General features: G+C 54.6%; 13 protein-coding genes. 6 read left to right on the top strand and 7 right to left on the bottom strand.

All coding sequences use genetic code 11. The annotated features are described in order from the left end of the window. Positions 1 to 60 precede the first annotated feature (60 nt). The 3 genes from rpoD to rpsU form a co-directional block, all read right to left on the bottom strand. The gene (gene rpoD / locus M1D91_RS19870) at positions 61 to 1,899 is read right to left on the bottom strand and encodes an RNA polymerase sigma factor RpoD (RefSeq protein WP_437432412.1); all 1,839 of its coding nucleotides are present in this window, start codon (positions 1,897 to 1,899) and stop codon (positions 61 to 63) included. Between the two features lie 158 nt (positions 1,900 to 2,057). Continuing rightward, positions 2,058 to 3,803 carry a DNA primase gene (dnaG, locus tag M1D91_RS19865; RefSeq protein WP_437432413.1) on the bottom strand — a complete coding sequence of 582 codons (1,746 nt, stop codon included), beginning with the start codon at positions 3,801 to 3,803 and terminating at the stop codon, positions 2,058 to 2,060. Positions 3,804 to 3,917: 114 nt separating this feature from the next. Further along, positions 3,918 to 4,133: a 30S ribosomal protein S21 gene (gene rpsU / locus M1D91_RS19860; protein ID WP_001144069.1), complete on the bottom strand. Its 216-nt coding sequence runs from the start codon at positions 4,131 to 4,133 to the stop codon at positions 3,918 to 3,920. Between the two features lie 236 nt (positions 4,134 to 4,369). Between rpsU and tsaD the strand changes: the two genes are divergently transcribed. Next, complete coding sequence (gene tsaD, locus M1D91_RS19855; protein WP_437432414.1) at positions 4,370 to 5,383, top strand: tRNA (adenosine(37)-N6)-threonylcarbamoyltransferase complex transferase subunit TsaD; 1,014 nt, start codon at positions 4,370 to 4,372, stop codon at positions 5,381 to 5,383. 46 nt (positions 5,384 to 5,429) lie between these two features. Here the strand turns inward: tsaD and plsY are convergent, their stop codons facing one another. After that, positions 5,430 to 6,047, bottom strand: a complete 618-nt coding sequence (plsY, locus tag M1D91_RS19850; RefSeq protein ID WP_437432415.1) for a glycerol-3-phosphate 1-O-acyltransferase PlsY — start codon at positions 6,045 to 6,047, stop codon at positions 5,430 to 5,432. Between the two features lie 107 nt (positions 6,048 to 6,154). Here plsY and folB point away from each other — a divergent pair, with 107 nt between their 5' ends. Together folB and bacA are read left to right on the top strand one after the other, a co-directional pair. After that, a complete protein-coding gene (folB, locus tag M1D91_RS19845; RefSeq protein ID WP_437432416.1) occupies positions 6,155 to 6,523 on the top strand; it encodes a bifunctional dihydroneopterin aldolase/7,8-dihydroneopterin epimerase in 369 nt (122 codons plus the stop codon). Between the two features lie 101 nt (positions 6,524 to 6,624). Beyond that, positions 6,625 to 7,443 (top strand): undecaprenyl-diphosphate phosphatase, encoded by an 819-nt coding sequence (gene bacA / locus M1D91_RS19840; RefSeq protein ID WP_437432417.1) that lies wholly within the window; start codon positions 6,625 to 6,627, stop codon positions 7,441 to 7,443. An 11-nt stretch (positions 7,444 to 7,454) separates the two neighbouring features. Here bacA and M1D91_RS19835 read toward each other — a convergent pair whose 3' ends face one another. Continuing rightward, the gene (locus M1D91_RS19835) at positions 7,455 to 8,696 is read right to left on the bottom strand and encodes a multifunctional CCA addition/repair protein (RefSeq protein WP_437432418.1); all 1,242 of its coding nucleotides are present in this window, start codon (positions 8,694 to 8,696) and stop codon (positions 7,455 to 7,457) included. Between the two features lie 114 nt (positions 8,697 to 8,810). Next, on the bottom strand, positions 8,811 to 9,431 hold the full coding sequence (locus tag M1D91_RS19830; protein WP_437432419.1) for a TIGR04211 family SH3 domain-containing protein: 621 nt from the start codon (positions 9,429 to 9,431) through the stop codon (positions 8,811 to 8,813). Between the two features lie 238 nt (positions 9,432 to 9,669). Between M1D91_RS19830 and M1D91_RS19825 the strand changes: the two genes are divergently transcribed. Genes M1D91_RS19825 through hldE form a run of 3 tightly spaced genes read left to right on the top strand, consistent with a single transcriptional unit; the run spans position 9,670 to position 15,327 of the window. Beyond that, the gene (locus M1D91_RS19825; RefSeq protein WP_437432420.1) at positions 9,670 to 10,971 is read left to right on the top strand and encodes a CYTH domain-containing protein; all 1,302 of its coding nucleotides are present in this window, start codon (positions 9,670 to 9,672) and stop codon (positions 10,969 to 10,971) included. Positions 10,972 to 10,991: 20 nt separating this feature from the next. Beyond that, positions 10,992 to 13,847: a bifunctional [glutamate--ammonia ligase]-adenylyl-L-tyrosine phosphorylase/[glutamate--ammonia-ligase] adenylyltransferase gene (gene glnE, locus M1D91_RS19820; protein WP_437432421.1), complete on the top strand. Its 2,856-nt coding sequence runs from the start codon at positions 10,992 to 10,994 to the stop codon at positions 13,845 to 13,847. A 46-nt stretch (positions 13,848 to 13,893) separates the two neighbouring features. Beyond that, positions 13,894 to 15,327 (top strand): bifunctional D-glycero-beta-D-manno-heptose-7-phosphate kinase/D-glycero-beta-D-manno-heptose 1-phosphate adenylyltransferase HldE, encoded by a 1,434-nt coding sequence (hldE, locus tag M1D91_RS19815; RefSeq protein WP_437432422.1) that lies wholly within the window; start codon positions 13,894 to 13,896, stop codon positions 15,325 to 15,327. 54 nt (positions 15,328 to 15,381) lie between these two features. Here hldE and M1D91_RS19810 read toward each other — a convergent pair whose 3' ends face one another. Then, a complete protein-coding gene (locus M1D91_RS19810; RefSeq protein ID WP_437432423.1) occupies positions 15,382 to 17,106 on the bottom strand; it encodes a flotillin family protein in 1,725 nt (574 codons plus the stop codon). Positions 17,107 to 17,117: the final 11 nt, after the last annotated feature.

The raw sequence follows: 17,117 nt of genomic DNA, 5'->3' as shown, positions 1-17,117 counted from the left end.
AAGCAGGCAAAAAAAAAACGCCACCGCAGAGGGTGGCGCTTAGCGTGGTGCTACAGACGGTTAATCGTCCAGGAAGCTACGCAGCACTTCAGAACGGCTCGGGTGGCGCAGTTTACGCAATGCCTTCGCTTCGATCTGACGGATACGTTCGCGGGTCACGTCGAACTGTTTACCCACTTCTTCCAGAGTATGGTCGGTGTTCATATCGATACCGAAGCGCATACGCAGCACTTTCGCTTCACGGGCCGTCAGGCCAGCCAGCACGTCGTGCGTTGCAGCACGCAGGCTCTCGGTGGTGGCAGAGTCCAGCGGCAGCTCGAGGGTGGTATCCTCGATGAAATCACCCAGATGCGAATCTTCATCGTCACCGATTGGTGTTTCCATGGAGATTGGCTCTTTGGCAATTTTCAGCACTTTGCGGATTTTGTCTTCCGGCATCAACATGCGTTCAGCCAGCTCTTCCGGCGTCGGCTCGCGACCCATCTCCTGTAGCATCTGGCGGGAGATACGGTTGAGTTTGTTAATGGTCTCAATCATATGCACCGGAATACGGATGGTACGCGCCTGGTCTGCGATAGAGCGGGTGATCGCCTGACGGATCCACCAGGTTGCATAGGTCGAGAACTTGTAACCACGGCGGTATTCAAACTTATCAACCGCTTTCATCAGACCGATGTTGCCTTCCTGAATCAGATCCAGGAACTGCAGACCACGGTTGGTGTATTTTTTGGCGATAGAGATAACCAGACGCAGGTTCGCTTCTACCATCTCTTTCTTCGCACGGCGGGCTTTCGCTTCACCAATGGACATGCGACGGTTGATGTCTTTTACCTGCTCAATGGTCAGGCCGGTCTCTTCTTCGATCTGCTGCAGTTTCTGCAGACTGCGCTGAACATCTTCCGCGACATCGTGCAGTTTTTCAGACCAGGGTTTGTTCATAGCCAGCGCGGCGTTAAACCAGGTCTCATTGGTTTCATTACCCGTGAAGAGCGTAATGAAGTTTTTCTTCGGCATCTTGCACTGCTCAACACACATTTTCATGATGATACGTTCTTGCGTACGAACGCGATCCATCATGACGCGCATGCTGTTTACCAGGTAATCAAACTGCTTTGGTACCAGGCGGAACTGTTTGAAGACTTCAGACAATTGCAGAATTTCGGCAGCGGCATCAGCATGGCTACGACCTTTTGCCTTGATGGTGTCACGCGTTTTTTCATACTGCGCGCGCAGCTCGGCAAATTTTTCACGTGCCAGCTCAGGGTCGATGCTGTTGTCATCTTCCTCTTCTTCGTCTTCTTCATCCTCGTCTTCGTCGTCATCACGCTCTTCCTGAGACAACTCAGAGCCCACGTGCGTCGCCGTTGGGGCTAAATCTTCTTCAGCGTTAGGATCGACAAAGCCGGTGATGAGGTCAGACAGGCGAGCTTCTTCAGCTTCAACACGGTCGTACTGCTCCAGCAGATAAGTAATCGCTTCCGGGTACTCGGCAACAGAACACTGGACCTGGTTGATCCCATCTTCGATGCGTTTGGCGATGTCAATTTCGCCTTCACGGGTCAACAGCTCAACTGTCCCCATTTCGCGCATGTACATACGCACCGGGTCAGTCGTGCGGCCGATTTCAGATTCAACGCTCGACAGAACCTGTGCAGCAGCTTCTTCAGCATCTTCATCAGTGTTGTTGGAGGTTTCGGCAAGCAGCAGATCATCGGCATCCGGTGCTTCTTCCATCACCTGAATGCCCATGTCGTTGATCATTTGGATGATGTCTTCGATCTGGTCGGAGTCGACGATATCTTCCGGCAGATGGTCATTGACCTCGGCATAGGTCAGATAGCCTTGCTCCTTACCACGTTGGACAAGAAGTTTCAGCTGTGACTGCGGGTTTTGCTCCATAAGACGGTATCCACACTTAATTCAAGAGGGTTGGTGTCGGTTAGCGAAATGAAACCGCCAACTTGGTGTAACGAGGGCTTACTTATATTTTTGCCGCTGCCTCTCAGTGCGGCTGTCGGGCGCTTCCCGAACGATTATCGGCACTTAAGCCGTTGAATTTACTTTTTTGCCAGTTCCTGGTTTAGTTGCCAGAGTTCCCGGCGTTCTTCGCTGCTTAAGCCGTGTGTGCGGTCGCGAGCTATCAACTCTTCCTGCCGCCGTTCAAGCATCGAATCGAACATATGATTGAGCGCATCGGTGAACGTTTTTTCTGCAATGTCCTTATCTGCTATATCGTCCCACGTGGCCAGTTTTTCAAGGGTCGCGGCTTCTTTTGTGCCGCGATACTGTTCGAGCAGTTGTCCGGTGGTTAGACCAGGCTGTGACAGACAAGTGTTGACCAGTTCTGCAAATAAGCCAAGTCCGGCCATTTTTGAATCATCAAGACCCGTCAACGGTGGCACCAGAGGCGCCAGTTCAGGGCTTTGTACCAGCAACCCTATAAGTATACGCATGGTTGTGCGTTTTAGCTGAGGACCCGGGCGCGGCGCGGCATTTTCTGCCTGTTTTGGCATTAAACGATCAAGCTGAGCATCGTCGAAAATGCCAATCTTGTTGCCTAACAGCTGACGCAACTGAATGCGCAGTGTCTCGCCGGGTACCTGGCTAATCAAAGGCAGCGCCAGTGCAGCAAGCTGCGTTGTGCCGTCCGGTGTTGTCAGATCGGCTTGCGGCAACAAACTGTTAAACAGAAACGTTGAAAGGGGCAGAGCCTGCTCCATTCGTGCTTCAAAAGCCGCTTTGCCCTCTTTACGCACCAGCGTATCCGGATCTTCACCGTCAGGCAGAAACATAAAGCGCAACTGCCTGCCATCGTTCATGTATGGCAGCGCCGTCTCCAGCGCACGCCAGGCGGCGTCACGACCTGCCCGATCGCCGTCGTAACAGCAAATGACGTTTTTGGTCGCCCGAAACAACAGCTGTATGTGATCCGCCGTTGTAGACGTGCCCAGCGACGCCACCGCATAGTTAATGTCATATTGCGCCAGCGCGACGACGTCCATATACCCTTCGACGACAAGAAGCCGTTGAGGTTCATCACTCGCCTGCTGGGCTTCATAAAGGCCATACAGTTGACGACCTTTATGGAAAATGTCCGTTTCTGGTGAGTTAAGGTACTTAGGCGTGTCGTTACCCAGAACGCGCCCACCAAAACCTATCACCCGACCGCGTTTATCACGGATGGGGAACATCACCCTTTCGCGAAAGCGATCGTAACTACGCCCCTGATCGTTAGTGACCAGCATGCCCGCATCAATCAGAGATTGACGATTTTCCTGGTTTGCACCAAAACGCTTTAAGACGTTGTCCCAGCCGGGAGGGGCGTAACCAATCGCAAAACGGGCGATGACATCGCTGCTCAAACCGCGTCTTTCCAGATACTGGCGCGCCGGTTCCGCTGCAGAATGCGTCAGGGATTGCTGATAAAACGCATTCAGACCATCCATCAACTGATAGAGACTTTGCCGCTGGTGGCGCTCTATCTGACTGGGCCCGCTGCCTGCTTCATAAGGCACTTCCAGGTTATGCATGGCCGCCAGCTCTTCGACGGTTTCCACGAACTCGAGCTTGTCGTAGTTCATCAGAAAATCGATAGCGTTGCCGTGCACCCCACAGCCGAAGCAGTGATAAAACTGTTTTTCACCGTTCACGGTGAAGGAAGGACTTTTTTCGTTATGGAAAGGGCAGCAAGCGTGCCAGTTCTTGCCCTGCTTTTTCAGCTTCACCCGCGCATCGATCAGATCGATGATGTCCGTGCGTGCCAGCAGGTCATTGATAAAAACACGTGGGATTCGTCCAGCCATATGCCCCATTCATTTTTAACAATTCATAAACGAAAATAAGCCGCGCATTCCTTTCGGAAGCACGGCCTTTCAACTACAACTCTGTCTGTTCTGAGAGCTTAAGCCCTCAGGAGATTAGTACAGACGAGTACGGCGTGCGTTTTCGCGAGCCAGTTTCTTCGCGTGACGTTTCACTGCGGATGCTTTGGCGCGTTTGCGTTCGGTAGTCGGTTTTTCATAGAACTCACGACGACGAACTTCCGCCAGAACACCTGCTTTCTCGCAGGAACGTTTGAAGCGACGCAGTGCTACGTCGAACGGCTCGTTTTCACGTACTTTAATTACCGGCATGTAACTCTCACCTTAATAAATTCGGTTTGCCGCTGGCATCAACGCCAGCTTATTTCAAAATGGTGCGGAATTTTACTTCAACAGCTGCTGCTTTGTAAAGCACCACTACCGTTTTTGAAAGGGACTTTTGTAAGGGAGGGGAGTATACACGAACTCCTTTCAAGGGGAGAGTAAAGTTTTACAACAAGGCCCATTGGACCTACACTGCGCGGCATAAAAGCGAGGTAAAAATAGCCATGCGTGTACTGGGTATAGAAACATCCTGCGATGAAACTGGCATCGCGATTTACGACGACGAAAAAGGCTTAATCGCCAACCAACTGTATAGTCAGGTAAAACTTCATGCCGACTACGGCGGCGTGGTGCCGGAACTGGCTTCCCGCGATCACGTTCGCAAAACGGTACCGCTGATCCAGGCGGCAATCAAAGAAGCAGGCCTGACAGCACAAGATATTGATGCCGTGGCGTATACCGCCGGTCCGGGGCTTGTGGGCGCGCTGCTGGTCGGGGCGACCGTGGGGCGTTCACTGGCGTTCGCCTGGAACGTGCCGGCCATTCCGGTGCACCACATGGAAGGCCATCTGCTGGCGCCCATGCTGGAGGATAATCCGCCTGACTTCCCCTTTGTCGCGCTGCTGGTCTCTGGTGGTCATACTCAGCTAATCAGCGTGACGGGCATCGGTCACTATGAACTGCTGGGTGAGTCCATTGATGATGCCGCGGGTGAAGCTTTCGATAAGACAGCGAAACTCCTGGGGCTGGATTACCCCGGCGGCCCGATGCTCTCTAAACTGGCTGCTCAGGGCGAAGAAGGTCACTTTGTTTTCCCGCGCCCGATGACCGACCGTCCGGGGCTGGATTTCAGCTTCTCCGGCCTGAAAACCTTCGCGGCGAACACGATTCGTAATAATGGCAACGACGACCAGACCCGTGCCAATATCGCCCGTGCGTTTGAGGATGCGGTAGTCGATACGCTGATGATTAAGTGCAAGCGTGCCCTGGATCAGACCGGTTTTTCCCGGCTGGTGATGGCCGGTGGCGTGAGTGCTAACCGTACACTGCGCACGAAGCTCGCCGAGATGATGAAAAAGCGTCGCGGCGAGGTGTTTTATGCCCGCCCTGAGTTTTGTACCGATAATGGCGCGATGATTGCCTATGCGGGCATGGTACGTCTGAAAGTGGGGGAACCTGCTGGATTAGGTGTGACGGTGCGCCCGCGCTGGCCGCTGTCTGAACTGCCTGCTGCATAACAGATTGCCCGGTGGCATGTGGCTTACCGGGCTTTTATGCTTCGTCTTACGGCTTATCCGCCTCTTTTTTCTTCTTCAGCTTGTGCCAGATTTTTGTCTCCTGATGCCGCCACAGACGCTGAATATTGTCGTGATGGCGAATCAGAATCAGGCAGGAGAGCATGGCGACCGGAAAGGTAAACTGTGGTTTAAACCACCAGACGTAGAAGGGCGCAATTAACGCGCTGACAATCGCACCCAGCGATGAATAACCACTAAGCAGCACGCTTAACAGCCAGGTGCCGGCCATCACGCCCGTTAAATCCCAGCCGATAGGGGCAATGGCACCAAAGGCGGTTGCGACCCCTTTTCCCCCCTGAAAACGAAAGAAAACGGGCCAGATGTGGCCTAAACAGGCGGCAATGGCAATAAGCCCAAGCCAGAATGGCGTGACGCCCAGAGCATAGGCGCCCCAGACGGGTAACATGCCTTTTAGCACATCGAAAATCAGTACCGTTACGGCTGCTCCCTTGCCGCCAATTCTTAAAACGTTGGTCGCTCCGGGGTTACCGGAACCACTCTCGCGAGGGTCAGGCAGACCGGCGATGCGGCAGACCAGAATGGCGCTGGATATTGAGCCACAAAGGTACGCGAGGAGGATCATCCCAGGCGCGATTGCACTCATAACGCTGTTCCATTGTGAAAATGTCGTTTTATTTTCTGCATCAGTGGATAATACGCACAATTTATGGAAAGTGGTATCCAGGTTAGCCAAAAAGCAGGTGGGGCGTGATGGACATTGTATTTATAGAGCAACTTTCGGTAATCACCACTATTGGTGTGTATGACTGGGAACAAACCATCGAACAAAAGTTGGTTTTCGATATCGAAATGGCATGGGACAACCGCCAGGCAGCAAAAAGCGATGATGTCAGCGATTGTTTGAGTTATGCCGATATTGCCGAAACGGTAATTGGCCATGTGGAAGGTGCTCGGTTCGCATTAGTAGAAAGGGTGGCGGAAGAGGTCGCGGACTTACTGCTGAGCCGCTTTAACTCACCCTGGGTGCGGATCAAATTGAGCAAGCCAGGCGCGGTTGCGCGTGCGGCAAATGTCGGCGTTATCATTGAGCGTGGCAATAATCCGAAAAAAATTATTTAAATTCATAATCGTTAAACCAAACGCTAGTCTTCTGGTCATACGTGATGACCGTTTTGCGGCTTCCCTGGAGGGTAGCCGTTTTTTATGTGTAGGGGTATTTGATGAGCGATATGCACTCGCTGCTGGTGGCAGCAATTTTGGGTGTTGTCGAAGGATTGACGGAGTTTTTACCGGTTTCCAGTACAGGCCACATGATTATTGTGGGGCATCTGCTGGGGTTTGAAGGAGAGACGGCAAAAACCTTTGAAGTGGTCATTCAGTTAGGTTCAATTCTGGCCGTGGTGGTGATGTTCTGGCGGCGTCTGTTCGGGTTAATTGGCATCCACTTTGGTCACCCTCCTCATGAAGGAACAGGGCAACGTCGTCTGACGTTAGGCCACATTCTGCTGGGTATGATCCCGGCCGTGGTGCTGGGGCTGGTATTCCACGACGCCATCAAGTCGCTGTTTAACCCTGTTAACGTCATGTATGCCCTGGTGGTGGGCGGCGTTTTGCTGATTGCCGCGGAAATGTTTAAACCGAAAACGCCGCGCGCTCCGGGCGTGGATGATATGACTTACCTGCAGGCCTTTATGATTGGCTGTTTTCAGTGTCTGGCTCTCTGGCCGGGCTTCTCGCGTTCGGGTGCCACGATTTCCGGCGGCATGCTGATGGGCGTAAGCCGTTATGCTGCATCGGAATTCTCGTTTTTGCTGGCGGTGCCGATGATGATGGGGGCAACGGCGCTGGATCTCTATAAAAGCATGAAATTCCTTACCGCAGGGGATATCCCGATGTTTGCCGTCGGTTTTGTGACGGCATTCATTGTGGCGCTGGTGGCGATTAAAACCTTCCTGCATCTGATTAAACGTATTTCGTTCATCCCTTTTGCGATTTACCGTTTTATCGTCGCAGCCGCTGTCTACATGATCTTCGTGTAACGCTGATGCCCTCAGTCTTTGGGCTGAGGGCAGCGATGTTCTTTCCAGAGCCTGACGGCCTCAATGCGTCGACGCGTCAGCTCCTCCCGCACCTCACTTCCTTTAAAACCTGCCTCAATGACCGCTTTGGTTGGCACACTGCGTGCGACATCCCACGCCTCACGCAGCAGACGCCCCTGCGGATAGTCACTGGCTTCCAGGCCCGCTCGTCCACGCACATCCGCTTCGCTGGTCAGAGCGATTTGCTCCACGCGCACGGGTTTGCGCCAGGCGTCGATAGTATCGAACAGCTTGACGATGGTTTTAGGCTGCAGAATCGGGAAGGTGTGGATCAGATCGTGAAATTCAGCCACCAGTTTTGCCAGATCGCGGATCTCGTTCGGTACGCGAAAACGTCGACATACACCGTCCACCAGCCTCACGCCAGCGGGACCATGTCCGTGGTGGCGAGGCCATAGTTCAGGTGGTGTGAGCCCTTTGCCAAGATCGTGGCAGAGGGTCGCGAAGCGAACATCGACCTCCGGGCTGAGCATGGCGGCCATCGAGACGGTCATCAGCGTATGTACGCCGGTATCAATCTCCGGGTGCCATTTGGCGGGTGCCGGAATGCCAAACAGCACATCCACTTCCGGGAAAAGCACTTTCAGAGCGCCGCAGTCGCGTAGCGTCTGGAAAAAAACCTGAGGGTTGCGGCTTCTGAGCGCATTCTCCATCTCTTTCCAGACGCGCTCAGGTGTTAAATGCGCCAGCTCGCCAGCGGCTGTCACGTCGCGCATTAGCGTCATGGTTTCATCAGCAATGCGAAAACCCAGGTGTGCATAGCGGGCGGCGAAACGAGCCACGCGCAGTACGCGCAGGGGATCTTCAGCAAAGGCCGGGGAGACATGGCGAAGCAGGCGATTACTCAGGTCCTGCTGCCCGCCGTAGGGGTCAATAATGTTGCCATCACTGTCCTGTGCGAGGGCATTGACGGTCAGATCACGGCGCAACAGGTCTTGCTCAAGCGTGACATCCGGTGCGGCATAGCAGGTAAAACCGGTGTAGCCGAAACCGGATTTTCGCTCGGTTCGGGCAAGGGCATACTCTTCATGGCTTTGAGGATGGAGAAACACGGGAAAATCACGGCCTACCTGCTGGTAGCCCGCGTCGAGCATTGCTTCGGGCGTTGCACCCACTACTACCCAATCTTTGTCTTTGACCGGCAGACCTAATAACGCATCACGAACTGCACCACCGACCAGATAACTCTTCACGCCGTCCTGCTCCTTACGTCTGCTGACGCTTAGCTGAACCTGCCACGAGAGTGCGACAGGTTCTTCATTTTAGCCGACAGATAATACGTAAGCGTGCAGAAGATGGCTAATCGGTTAGTTCATCCAGCGATCTTTACGCTTGCGGGTAGGGATGAGGTGCGGCAATACCAGGCCGAGGAACAGGCCAACACCCAGCACGCCACCGCCGTACATAAACCACTGCATGATGATGGTGCGTTGCTTATCGTCAAGTTGCAGGTTCGCTGCATTCACTTTCTTCTGGGCGACAATCAACTCATTTTTGAGCTTTTGATTCTCTGCCTTCAGGTCGTTAATTGCGCTATCGCTACCGGCCACTTTTTGCTGCATTTCTGCGGTGCGCTGGTTCCAGGTGTTATCAATGTTATTGAGTTTTTCGGTCAGCGTCTTAACCTGATTTTCGAGATCGGGAACGCGGGTGCGCAGGCTTGGCTGCGTGTTTAACTCTTTCAGGGGGATCCAGGCCGTGCGGCCGGTGTTATCACGGATTTGGGCATAATTGCTGGCATCGTTAGTTTGCAGCAGTTCTACCTCTTCGCCCGCGTTCAGCGTACCCAGCAGGCGGTAATTGTCGCCCGGGCCACTGCGTACCCAGGTGTTCAATTCATCAGAAACGTAACGTTTTTCTTCGGCGTGAGCCAGGGTGGAAACGCTAAGCGCAAATAAGGTTAATCCAATCAGGCGTAATTTAAGCATCAGGCAGTCGTTATTATCTTTAAACGTGAACGGTAATAATGCCAACAGTCTGACGACAGCTGGCAGGCGGCATCAATCGGAATCTTCCAGGTCGAACAGAACGCATAAATGAACATTTGCTCCTGCAAGAAAGCGCATTGCATGGCAATCTGACACAAAATACTATCTACTGACAAACATCTGGCGCGTTAGTTCGCCGAAATTTCCACTGATGTGACATAACCATAAGTGCAAAGCCATGGCTCAGGAAATCGAATTAAAGTTTTACGTTCATCCCGATAGCGTCGACACGCTTCGTCATCATCTTCATACCCTTACTGGCGAGCATGTCGCGGCGTCTCAGTTACTCAATATCTATTACGAGACGCCGGATAACTGGCTACGTCGTCATGATATGGGGTTACGTATTCGCGGGTACGACGGCAAGTACGAAATGACGATGAAAATCGCTGGCCGTGTGGTTGGCGGGTTACATCAACGCCCGGAATATAACATTGCTCTGGATAAACCCGAACTGGAACTGTCACGGTTTCCCGTGGAAGTCTGGCCGGAAGGTCATCTGCCTGAGGATCTTGCCGAACGTGTTCAGCCGCTGTTCAGCACCGATTTCTTCCGGGAAAAATGGCTGGTCAGCGTTGGTGAAAGCCGGATTGAAATTGGCCTTGACCTCGGTGAGGTGAAAGCGGGTGAGCATGCTGAACCTCTCTGCGAGATGGAGCTGGAACTCCTGAGCGGCGATCCGGCTGACATCCTTAAACTGGCGCGCCAGCTGGTTACCCAGTCCGGCCTGCGTCAGGGAAGCCTCAGCAAAGCCGCGCGCGGTTATCATCTGGCACAGGGAAATCCTGCGCGCGAGCGTCGTGCCCTGACGATTATGAAAGTCCCGGCTAAAGCCTCTACGGAAACAGGGTTTGCCACGGCGCTGGAAACCGCGCTCTCCCACTGGCAGTACCACGAAGAGCTCTGGGTGCGCGGGGACCATCGTGCGAAAGAGGAGGTACAGGCTGCCATCAGCCTGATTCGCCATACGCTGATGCTGTTTGGCGGCATTGTGCCACGTAAAGCCAGCGCGCGGCTGCGTGATTTGCTGACGCAGACGGAAGCGACCCTCACCTCCGATGTCTCTGCCGTAACGGCCGCCTGGAGTGCAGAGGCATCCAGCGCAAAACTGCTGTTGACCGAGTGGTTGGTCAGCCAGGGCTGGCGTCAGTTCCTGGATGAAAAAGCGCAGGCGAAATTCGCCGACTCCTTTAAGCGCTTTGCCGATACCCATTTATCACGTAGCGCCTCGGAGCTGAAAAAAACCTTTGCCCACCCGCTTGGCGACAGTTACCGCGATCAGTTGCCGCGCCTGGCGAGGGACATCGACAGCGTCCTGCTGCTGGCGGGGTATTATGACAACGCGCTGGCACATGCCTGGATCGAAAACTGGCAGGGTTTACATCACGCCATCGTCACTCGTCAGCACATTGAGATTGAACATTTTCGCAATGAGGCGATCTGCCAGTCTCCTTTCTGGCTCCACAGCGGAAAACGCTAATCCGGTGAAGGACACCCCCCATGATGCCGCAATCCTCACAGTTACAGCAGCACTGGCAGACCGTACTGGCGCGTCTGCCTGAGTCACTACGCCAGCAACCATTTAGTGAGCAGGCGAAGTCAGTGCTTACTTTTAGTGATTTTGTTCAGGACAGTCTTATTGCCCATCCTGACTGGCTGGCTGAACTGGAGAGCGCCCCACCGCAGGCGGAGGAGTGGCAGGGTTATGCCGATACGTTGCGCGAATCACTGGAAAGGGTAACGGATGAGGCCACGCTTATGCACGTGCTGCGTCTGTTTCGCCGTCGCACGATGGTGCGTATTGCCTGGGCGCAATCCCTGTCGCTGGTGGCTGAACAGGATACGCTGCAACAGCTCAGCGTGCTGGCAGAAACAGTGATTGTTGCCGCTCGTGACTGGTTATATGCGGCCTGCTGTAAAGAGTGGGGCACCCCGAGCAATGCGCAGGGTGACGCGCAGCCGCTGCTCATCCTGGGCATGGGAAAACTGGGGGGCGGGGAGCTTAACTTCTCCTCGGATATCGATCTGATTTTCGCCTGGCCGGAAAACGGCACCACGCAGGGCGGACGGCGTGAGCTTGATAATGCGCAGTTCTTTACCCGCCTGGGTCAGCGCCTGATTAAAGTGCTGGATCAGCCCACTCAGGATGGTTTTGTCTACCGTGTGGACATGCGCCTGCGCCCCTTTGGTGAAAGCGGGCCGCTGGTGCTCAGTTTCGCTGCGCTGGAGGATTACTATCAGGAGCAGGGGCGTGACTGGGAGCGTTATGCAATGGTCAAAGCGCGCATTATGGGTGACCAGGATGATGTCTATGCCACTGAGTTACGCGCCATGCTGCGGCCTTTTGTCTTCCGACGTTATATCGATTTTAGCGTGATCCAGTCGCTGCGTAACATGAAAGGGATGATTGCCCGCGAGGTGCGCCGTCGTGGGCTGGTCGATAATATTAAGCTTGGGGCGGGCGGTATTCGCGAAATCGAATTTATCGTCCAGGTCTTTCAGCTTATTCGTGGTGGACGTGAGCCGACGCTGCAATCCCGCTCGTTGTTACCCACCCTTGAAGCCATTGCGCAACTCGGCCTGCTACCAGAAAATGATGCCCCCACGCTGCGTGATGCCTATCTTTTCCTGCGCCGTCTGGAGAACCTGCTGCAGAGCATTAATGATGAACAGACCCAGACCCTGCCGGGTGATGAACTGAATCGCGCCCGTCTCTGCTGGGGGATGGGGATGGCGGACTGGGAGAGTTTAACGGCAACCCTGGCACAACAGATGGCGGCAGTGCGGCGAATATTCAACGCGCTGATTGGCGAAGACGATGCTACCGAAGCGCAGGATGACGCCCTGGCTGAACACTGGCGTGAGTTATGGCAGGACGCCTTGCAGGAAGATGACAGTACCCCCGCGCTGGCGCATCTGTCTGATGATGATCGCCATCGTGTGCTGGTGCTGATTGCCGAGTTCCGCAAAGAGCTGGACAAACGCACTATTGGCCCGCGTGGTCGTCAGGTGCTTGACCATCTGATGCCACATTTGCTGAGCGATGTCTGTTCCCGTGATGACGCTCCCGTACCCTTATCGCGCATTACGCCGCTGCTGACGGGGATCGTCACTCGGACCACCTATCTTGAGCTGCTAAGTGAATTCCCTGGCGCACGTAAACATTTGATTTCTCTCTGCGCAGCCTCGCCGATGGTGGCCGGTAAACTGGCGCGCTACCCGTTGCTGCTGGATGAGCTGCTCGACCCGAACACGCTCTATCAGCCTACAGCAATGAATGCTTATCGTGACGAATTGCGCCAGTATCTGCTGCGCGTGCCCGATGACGACGAAGAGCAACAGCTGGAGGCGCTGCGTCAGTTTAAACAGGCGCAAATGCTGCGCGTGGCGGCGGCAGATATTGCAGGCACGCTGCCGGTAATGAAAGTGAGCGATCACTTAACCTGGCTTGCCGAAGCAATGATTGATGCGGTGGTGCAGCAGGCGTGGAGTCTGATGGTGTCCCGTTACGGGCAGCCAAAACACTTACATGACCGGCAGGGTCGCGGTTTTGCCGTGGTGGGTTATGGCAAGCTGGGTGGGTGGGAGCTGGGTTACAGCTCCGATCTGGATTTGATTTTTCTTCATGACTGTCCGGCCGATGTGATGACCGACGGCGAGCGTGAGATAGATGGGCGCCAGTTCTACCTGCGTCTTGCACAGCGCGTCATGCATCTGTTCAGTACCCGTACGTCGTCCGGCATTTTGTATGAGGTGGATGCCCGCCTGCGCCCGTCTGGGGCGGCGGGTATGCTGGTCACCTCAACGGAATCTTTCGCAGATTATCAGCATAATGAAGCCTGGACCTGGGAACACCAGGCCCTGGTACGCGCGCGCGTGGTCTATGGCGATCCGCTACTGACCACTCAGTTCGACGCGATTCGCCGCGACATCATGATGACGCAGCGTGATGGCAACACACTACAAACCGACGTGCGCGAGATGCGTGAAAAAATGCGCGCCCATCTGGGTAACAAACATCGCGATCGCTTTGATATTAAAGCGGACGAAGGCGGCATTACCGACATCGAATTTATTACGCAGTATCTGGTGCTGCGCTATGCCCATGAAAAGCCGAAGCTCACGCGCTGGTCCGATAATGTGCGCATTCTCGAGCTGCTCGCGCAAAACGATATTATGGATGAGCAGGAGGCGCGCGCGCTGACCCTGGCCTATACCACGCTGCGCGATGAGCTGCACCATCTGGCACTGCAGGAGTTACCGGGGCACATGCCGCAGAGCTGTTTCGTGGCGGAGCGGGCGATGGTAAGGGCCTGCTGGAACAAGTGGCTGGTGGAGCCGTGCGCGGAAGCCTAAGTATGATATTATCGCGCGCAAATTTTGCATCTCTCAGGAGACTGGAATGAAAGTAACGCTGCCAGAGTTTAATCAAGCAGGTGTGCTGGTTGTTGGCGATGTAATGTTGGATCGTTACTGGTACGGCCCTACCAGCCGTATCTCCCCTGAAGCACCGGTGCCGGTGGTAAAAGTCGATACGATTGAAGAGCGCCCTGGCGGTGCGGCAAACGTGGCGATGAACATTGCTTCCCTTGGCGCAACGGCTCGTCTGGTGGGGTTAACGGGCATTGATGACGCTGCACGTGCTCTGAGCAAAGCGCTGGCCGACGTTAACGTTAAATGCGACTTCGTCTCCGTCCCGACCCATCCGACGATCACCAAGCTGCGCGTGTTGTCGCGCAATCAGCAACTGATTCGCCTCGATTTTGAAGAGGGCTTCGACGGGGTCGATCCGCAACCAATGCACGATAGAATAAGCCAGGCGCTCGGTAGCATTGGCGCGCTGGTGCTTTCTGATTATGCGAAAGGTGCGCTCGTCAGTATTCAGCAGATGATCCAGCTGGCACGTAACGCCAATGTACCGGTGCTGATCGACCCGAAAGGGACCGATTTCGAACGCTACCGGGGGGCCACACTGCTGACCCCTAATCTTTCTGAATTTGAAGCGGTAGCCGGAAAATGCAAAAGCGAAGCTGAAATTGTCGAGCGCGGCATGGCCCTGATCGCTGATTTCGAACTCTCCGCACTGCTGGTTACACGCTCTGAACAGGGCATGACCTTGTTACAGCCAGGCAAAGCACCGCTGCATATGCCGACCCAGGCGCAGGAAGTTTACGATGTCACCGGCGCCGGGGATACCGTGATAGGCGTACTGGCGGCGACGCTGGCGGCAGGTAACTCGCTCGAAGAGGCCTGTTTCTTCGCCAATGCGGCGGCGGGTGTGGTCGTGGGGAAACTGGGGACTTCCACCGTTTCACCTATCGAACTGGAAAATGCGGTGCGTGGACGTTCCGAAACCGGCTTTGGCGTAATGACCGAAGAAGAGCTGCGTGACGCTGTGGCGGCAGCACGTAAGCGTGGTGAGAAAGTGGTGATGACCAATGGCGTGTTCGACATTCTGCACGCCGGCCATGTCTCCTATCTGGCCAATGCGCGCAAGCTTGGCGATCGCCTGATTGTGGCGGTGAACAGCGATGCTTCCACCAAACGTCTGAAGGGCGAAACGCGGCCGGTAAACCCGCTTGAGCAGCGCATGATTGTGCTGGGAGCCCTGGAAGCCGTCGACTGGGTTGTTTCGTTTGAGGAAGATACGCCGCAGCGTCTGATTGCCGGTGTACTGCCCGATCTGCTGGTCAAAGGTGGTGATTACAAGCCGGAAGATATTGCAGGCAGTAAAGAGGTGTGGGCCAACGGAGGGGAGGTGCTGGTGCTGAACTTCGAAGACGGCTGCTCCACCACCAACATCATCAAAAAAATCCAGAAAGACAGCGATAAATAATCGTTAAGAAGGGGCCGGACAAGGTGTTAACACCCGGTCCGCCCCTGATGAGACTTATTCTTCAACCGGGACGGTTTTTACTTTATCCGCCATCGCGACAACCACCGGATCTGCCGTGTTTGCCTCCGCGACCGCAGGGGGAGCGTCCTGTTTCAACGGCTCAGTCAGGGCAGCCAGCGACCCACCTGAAAGGCCAATTTCATTGAGCAATGAATCAATCAGCGGCGCCTGGGTACGATAGGAAAGGGCGGCAGATAATGCCTGCTCCGCGAGATTGCCACCGTTAACCGTACCTGCTGTCGCATTACTTGCCGCACCACCCCGGTTCAGACCGTCAACCTGCACAATCTTAATGCCATCAATGGCTTTCATCGGCTCAACGGATTTCTCAATAACCGCTGGCAGGGCCTGCAACAGGGCCAGTTTGAACTTCAGGCTGGTCTGTTCGTCGGACAGTACGTTGATAGCATCGTTAAGGGCTCGCTGCGCTTCGGCTTCCGCCAGCCCTTTTTTGCGGGCAGCTTCCGCCAGCTCTACAATGGCCGCCGCCTGCAGTTCCGCCGCCTCTTTTTCTGCTTTCGCGCGAACCGTCAGTTCGACCGCTTTGGTCTCTGCATCCTGCGCGGCGGCTATCAGCGCGACCTGTTTGGCACGATCCGCTTCCGCTGTCTGCCGTGTTGTTTCCACGTTCTGCTGGGCCCGAACCGCTTCCGCCAGCGCGTCGTTTGCACGGGCTTCAGCCTGCGACTGCTGTTCTGATTTTGCGGCAATGGCGATAGATTTCGTCTGGTTGGCTATTTCCGTTACCTGCTGCTGCTCGATCTCTTTAATACGGACTTCACGTTCAGCTTCGACTTTTCTGGAACGCACGGCCTGCTCACGTTCGATTTCCGTCTCCTGGATCTGACGCTCCGCCAGGATGCGCGTCTGTTCTGCTTCGCGGCGACGCTCAGCTTCAAAGGCGGCAATTTTGGCGTTCTGCTCGGCCGTGCGGGTTTTCACCTGCTGCTCCTGCTCAAGCGTCATAAAGGACTCCTGCTGCTCGATTTCCAGCTTACGCGCCAGCGCATCGCGGTTTTTCTCACGCACGGCGACTTCCACGTCCTGCTCGACTTCGTTACGCTCCCGGCGACGACGCTCGGTTTCCTGGGTCAGTTTTGTCAGACCTTCGGCATCAAAGGCGTTGTTCGGGTTAAAATGCACCTTTTCCGTCTGGTTGAAGTTGGTTAACGAAACGCTCTCCAGCTCCAGACCGTTTTTAGAGAGGTCTTCAGCCACGGTGTTTTGCACGCCCTGTACGAAGTTTTCGCGGGTATCCTGCAACTCATGCATGGTCATTTGCGAGGCGGTGGCACGCAGGGCATCAACGAATTTATCTTCAATTAACACGCGGAGATCTTCGGGCGACAAGGTACGCTGACCCAACGTCTGGGCGGCGGTGGCGATCCCTTCAACCGAAGGTTTTACGCGCACAAAAAAGGCAACAACAACATCAACACGCATGCGGTCTTTGGTAATCAGGCTGTCGACGGTAGCGCGGCTGACCTCAAGCTTGAGCGTGTTCATATTGATAGGAATAATTTCATGAAAGATGGGCATGACGATCGCACCGCCGCTCATCACTACTTTCTGTCCGCCAAGCCCTGTTCGCACGAAAGCCTGTTCTGCTGAAGCGCGGCGATAAAGGCGCGCAAAAATAATGCCGATAACAAGCAGGATTAAAACAATGACGACAGCAGAAGTCATCCATGACGGTACTACGTTCAACATATTTTCCATAATGCGTCCTT

This window comes from Enterobacter sp. SA197 (assembly GCF_054131575.1).
This window is presented reverse-complemented; position numbering and strand designations above follow the sequence as displayed.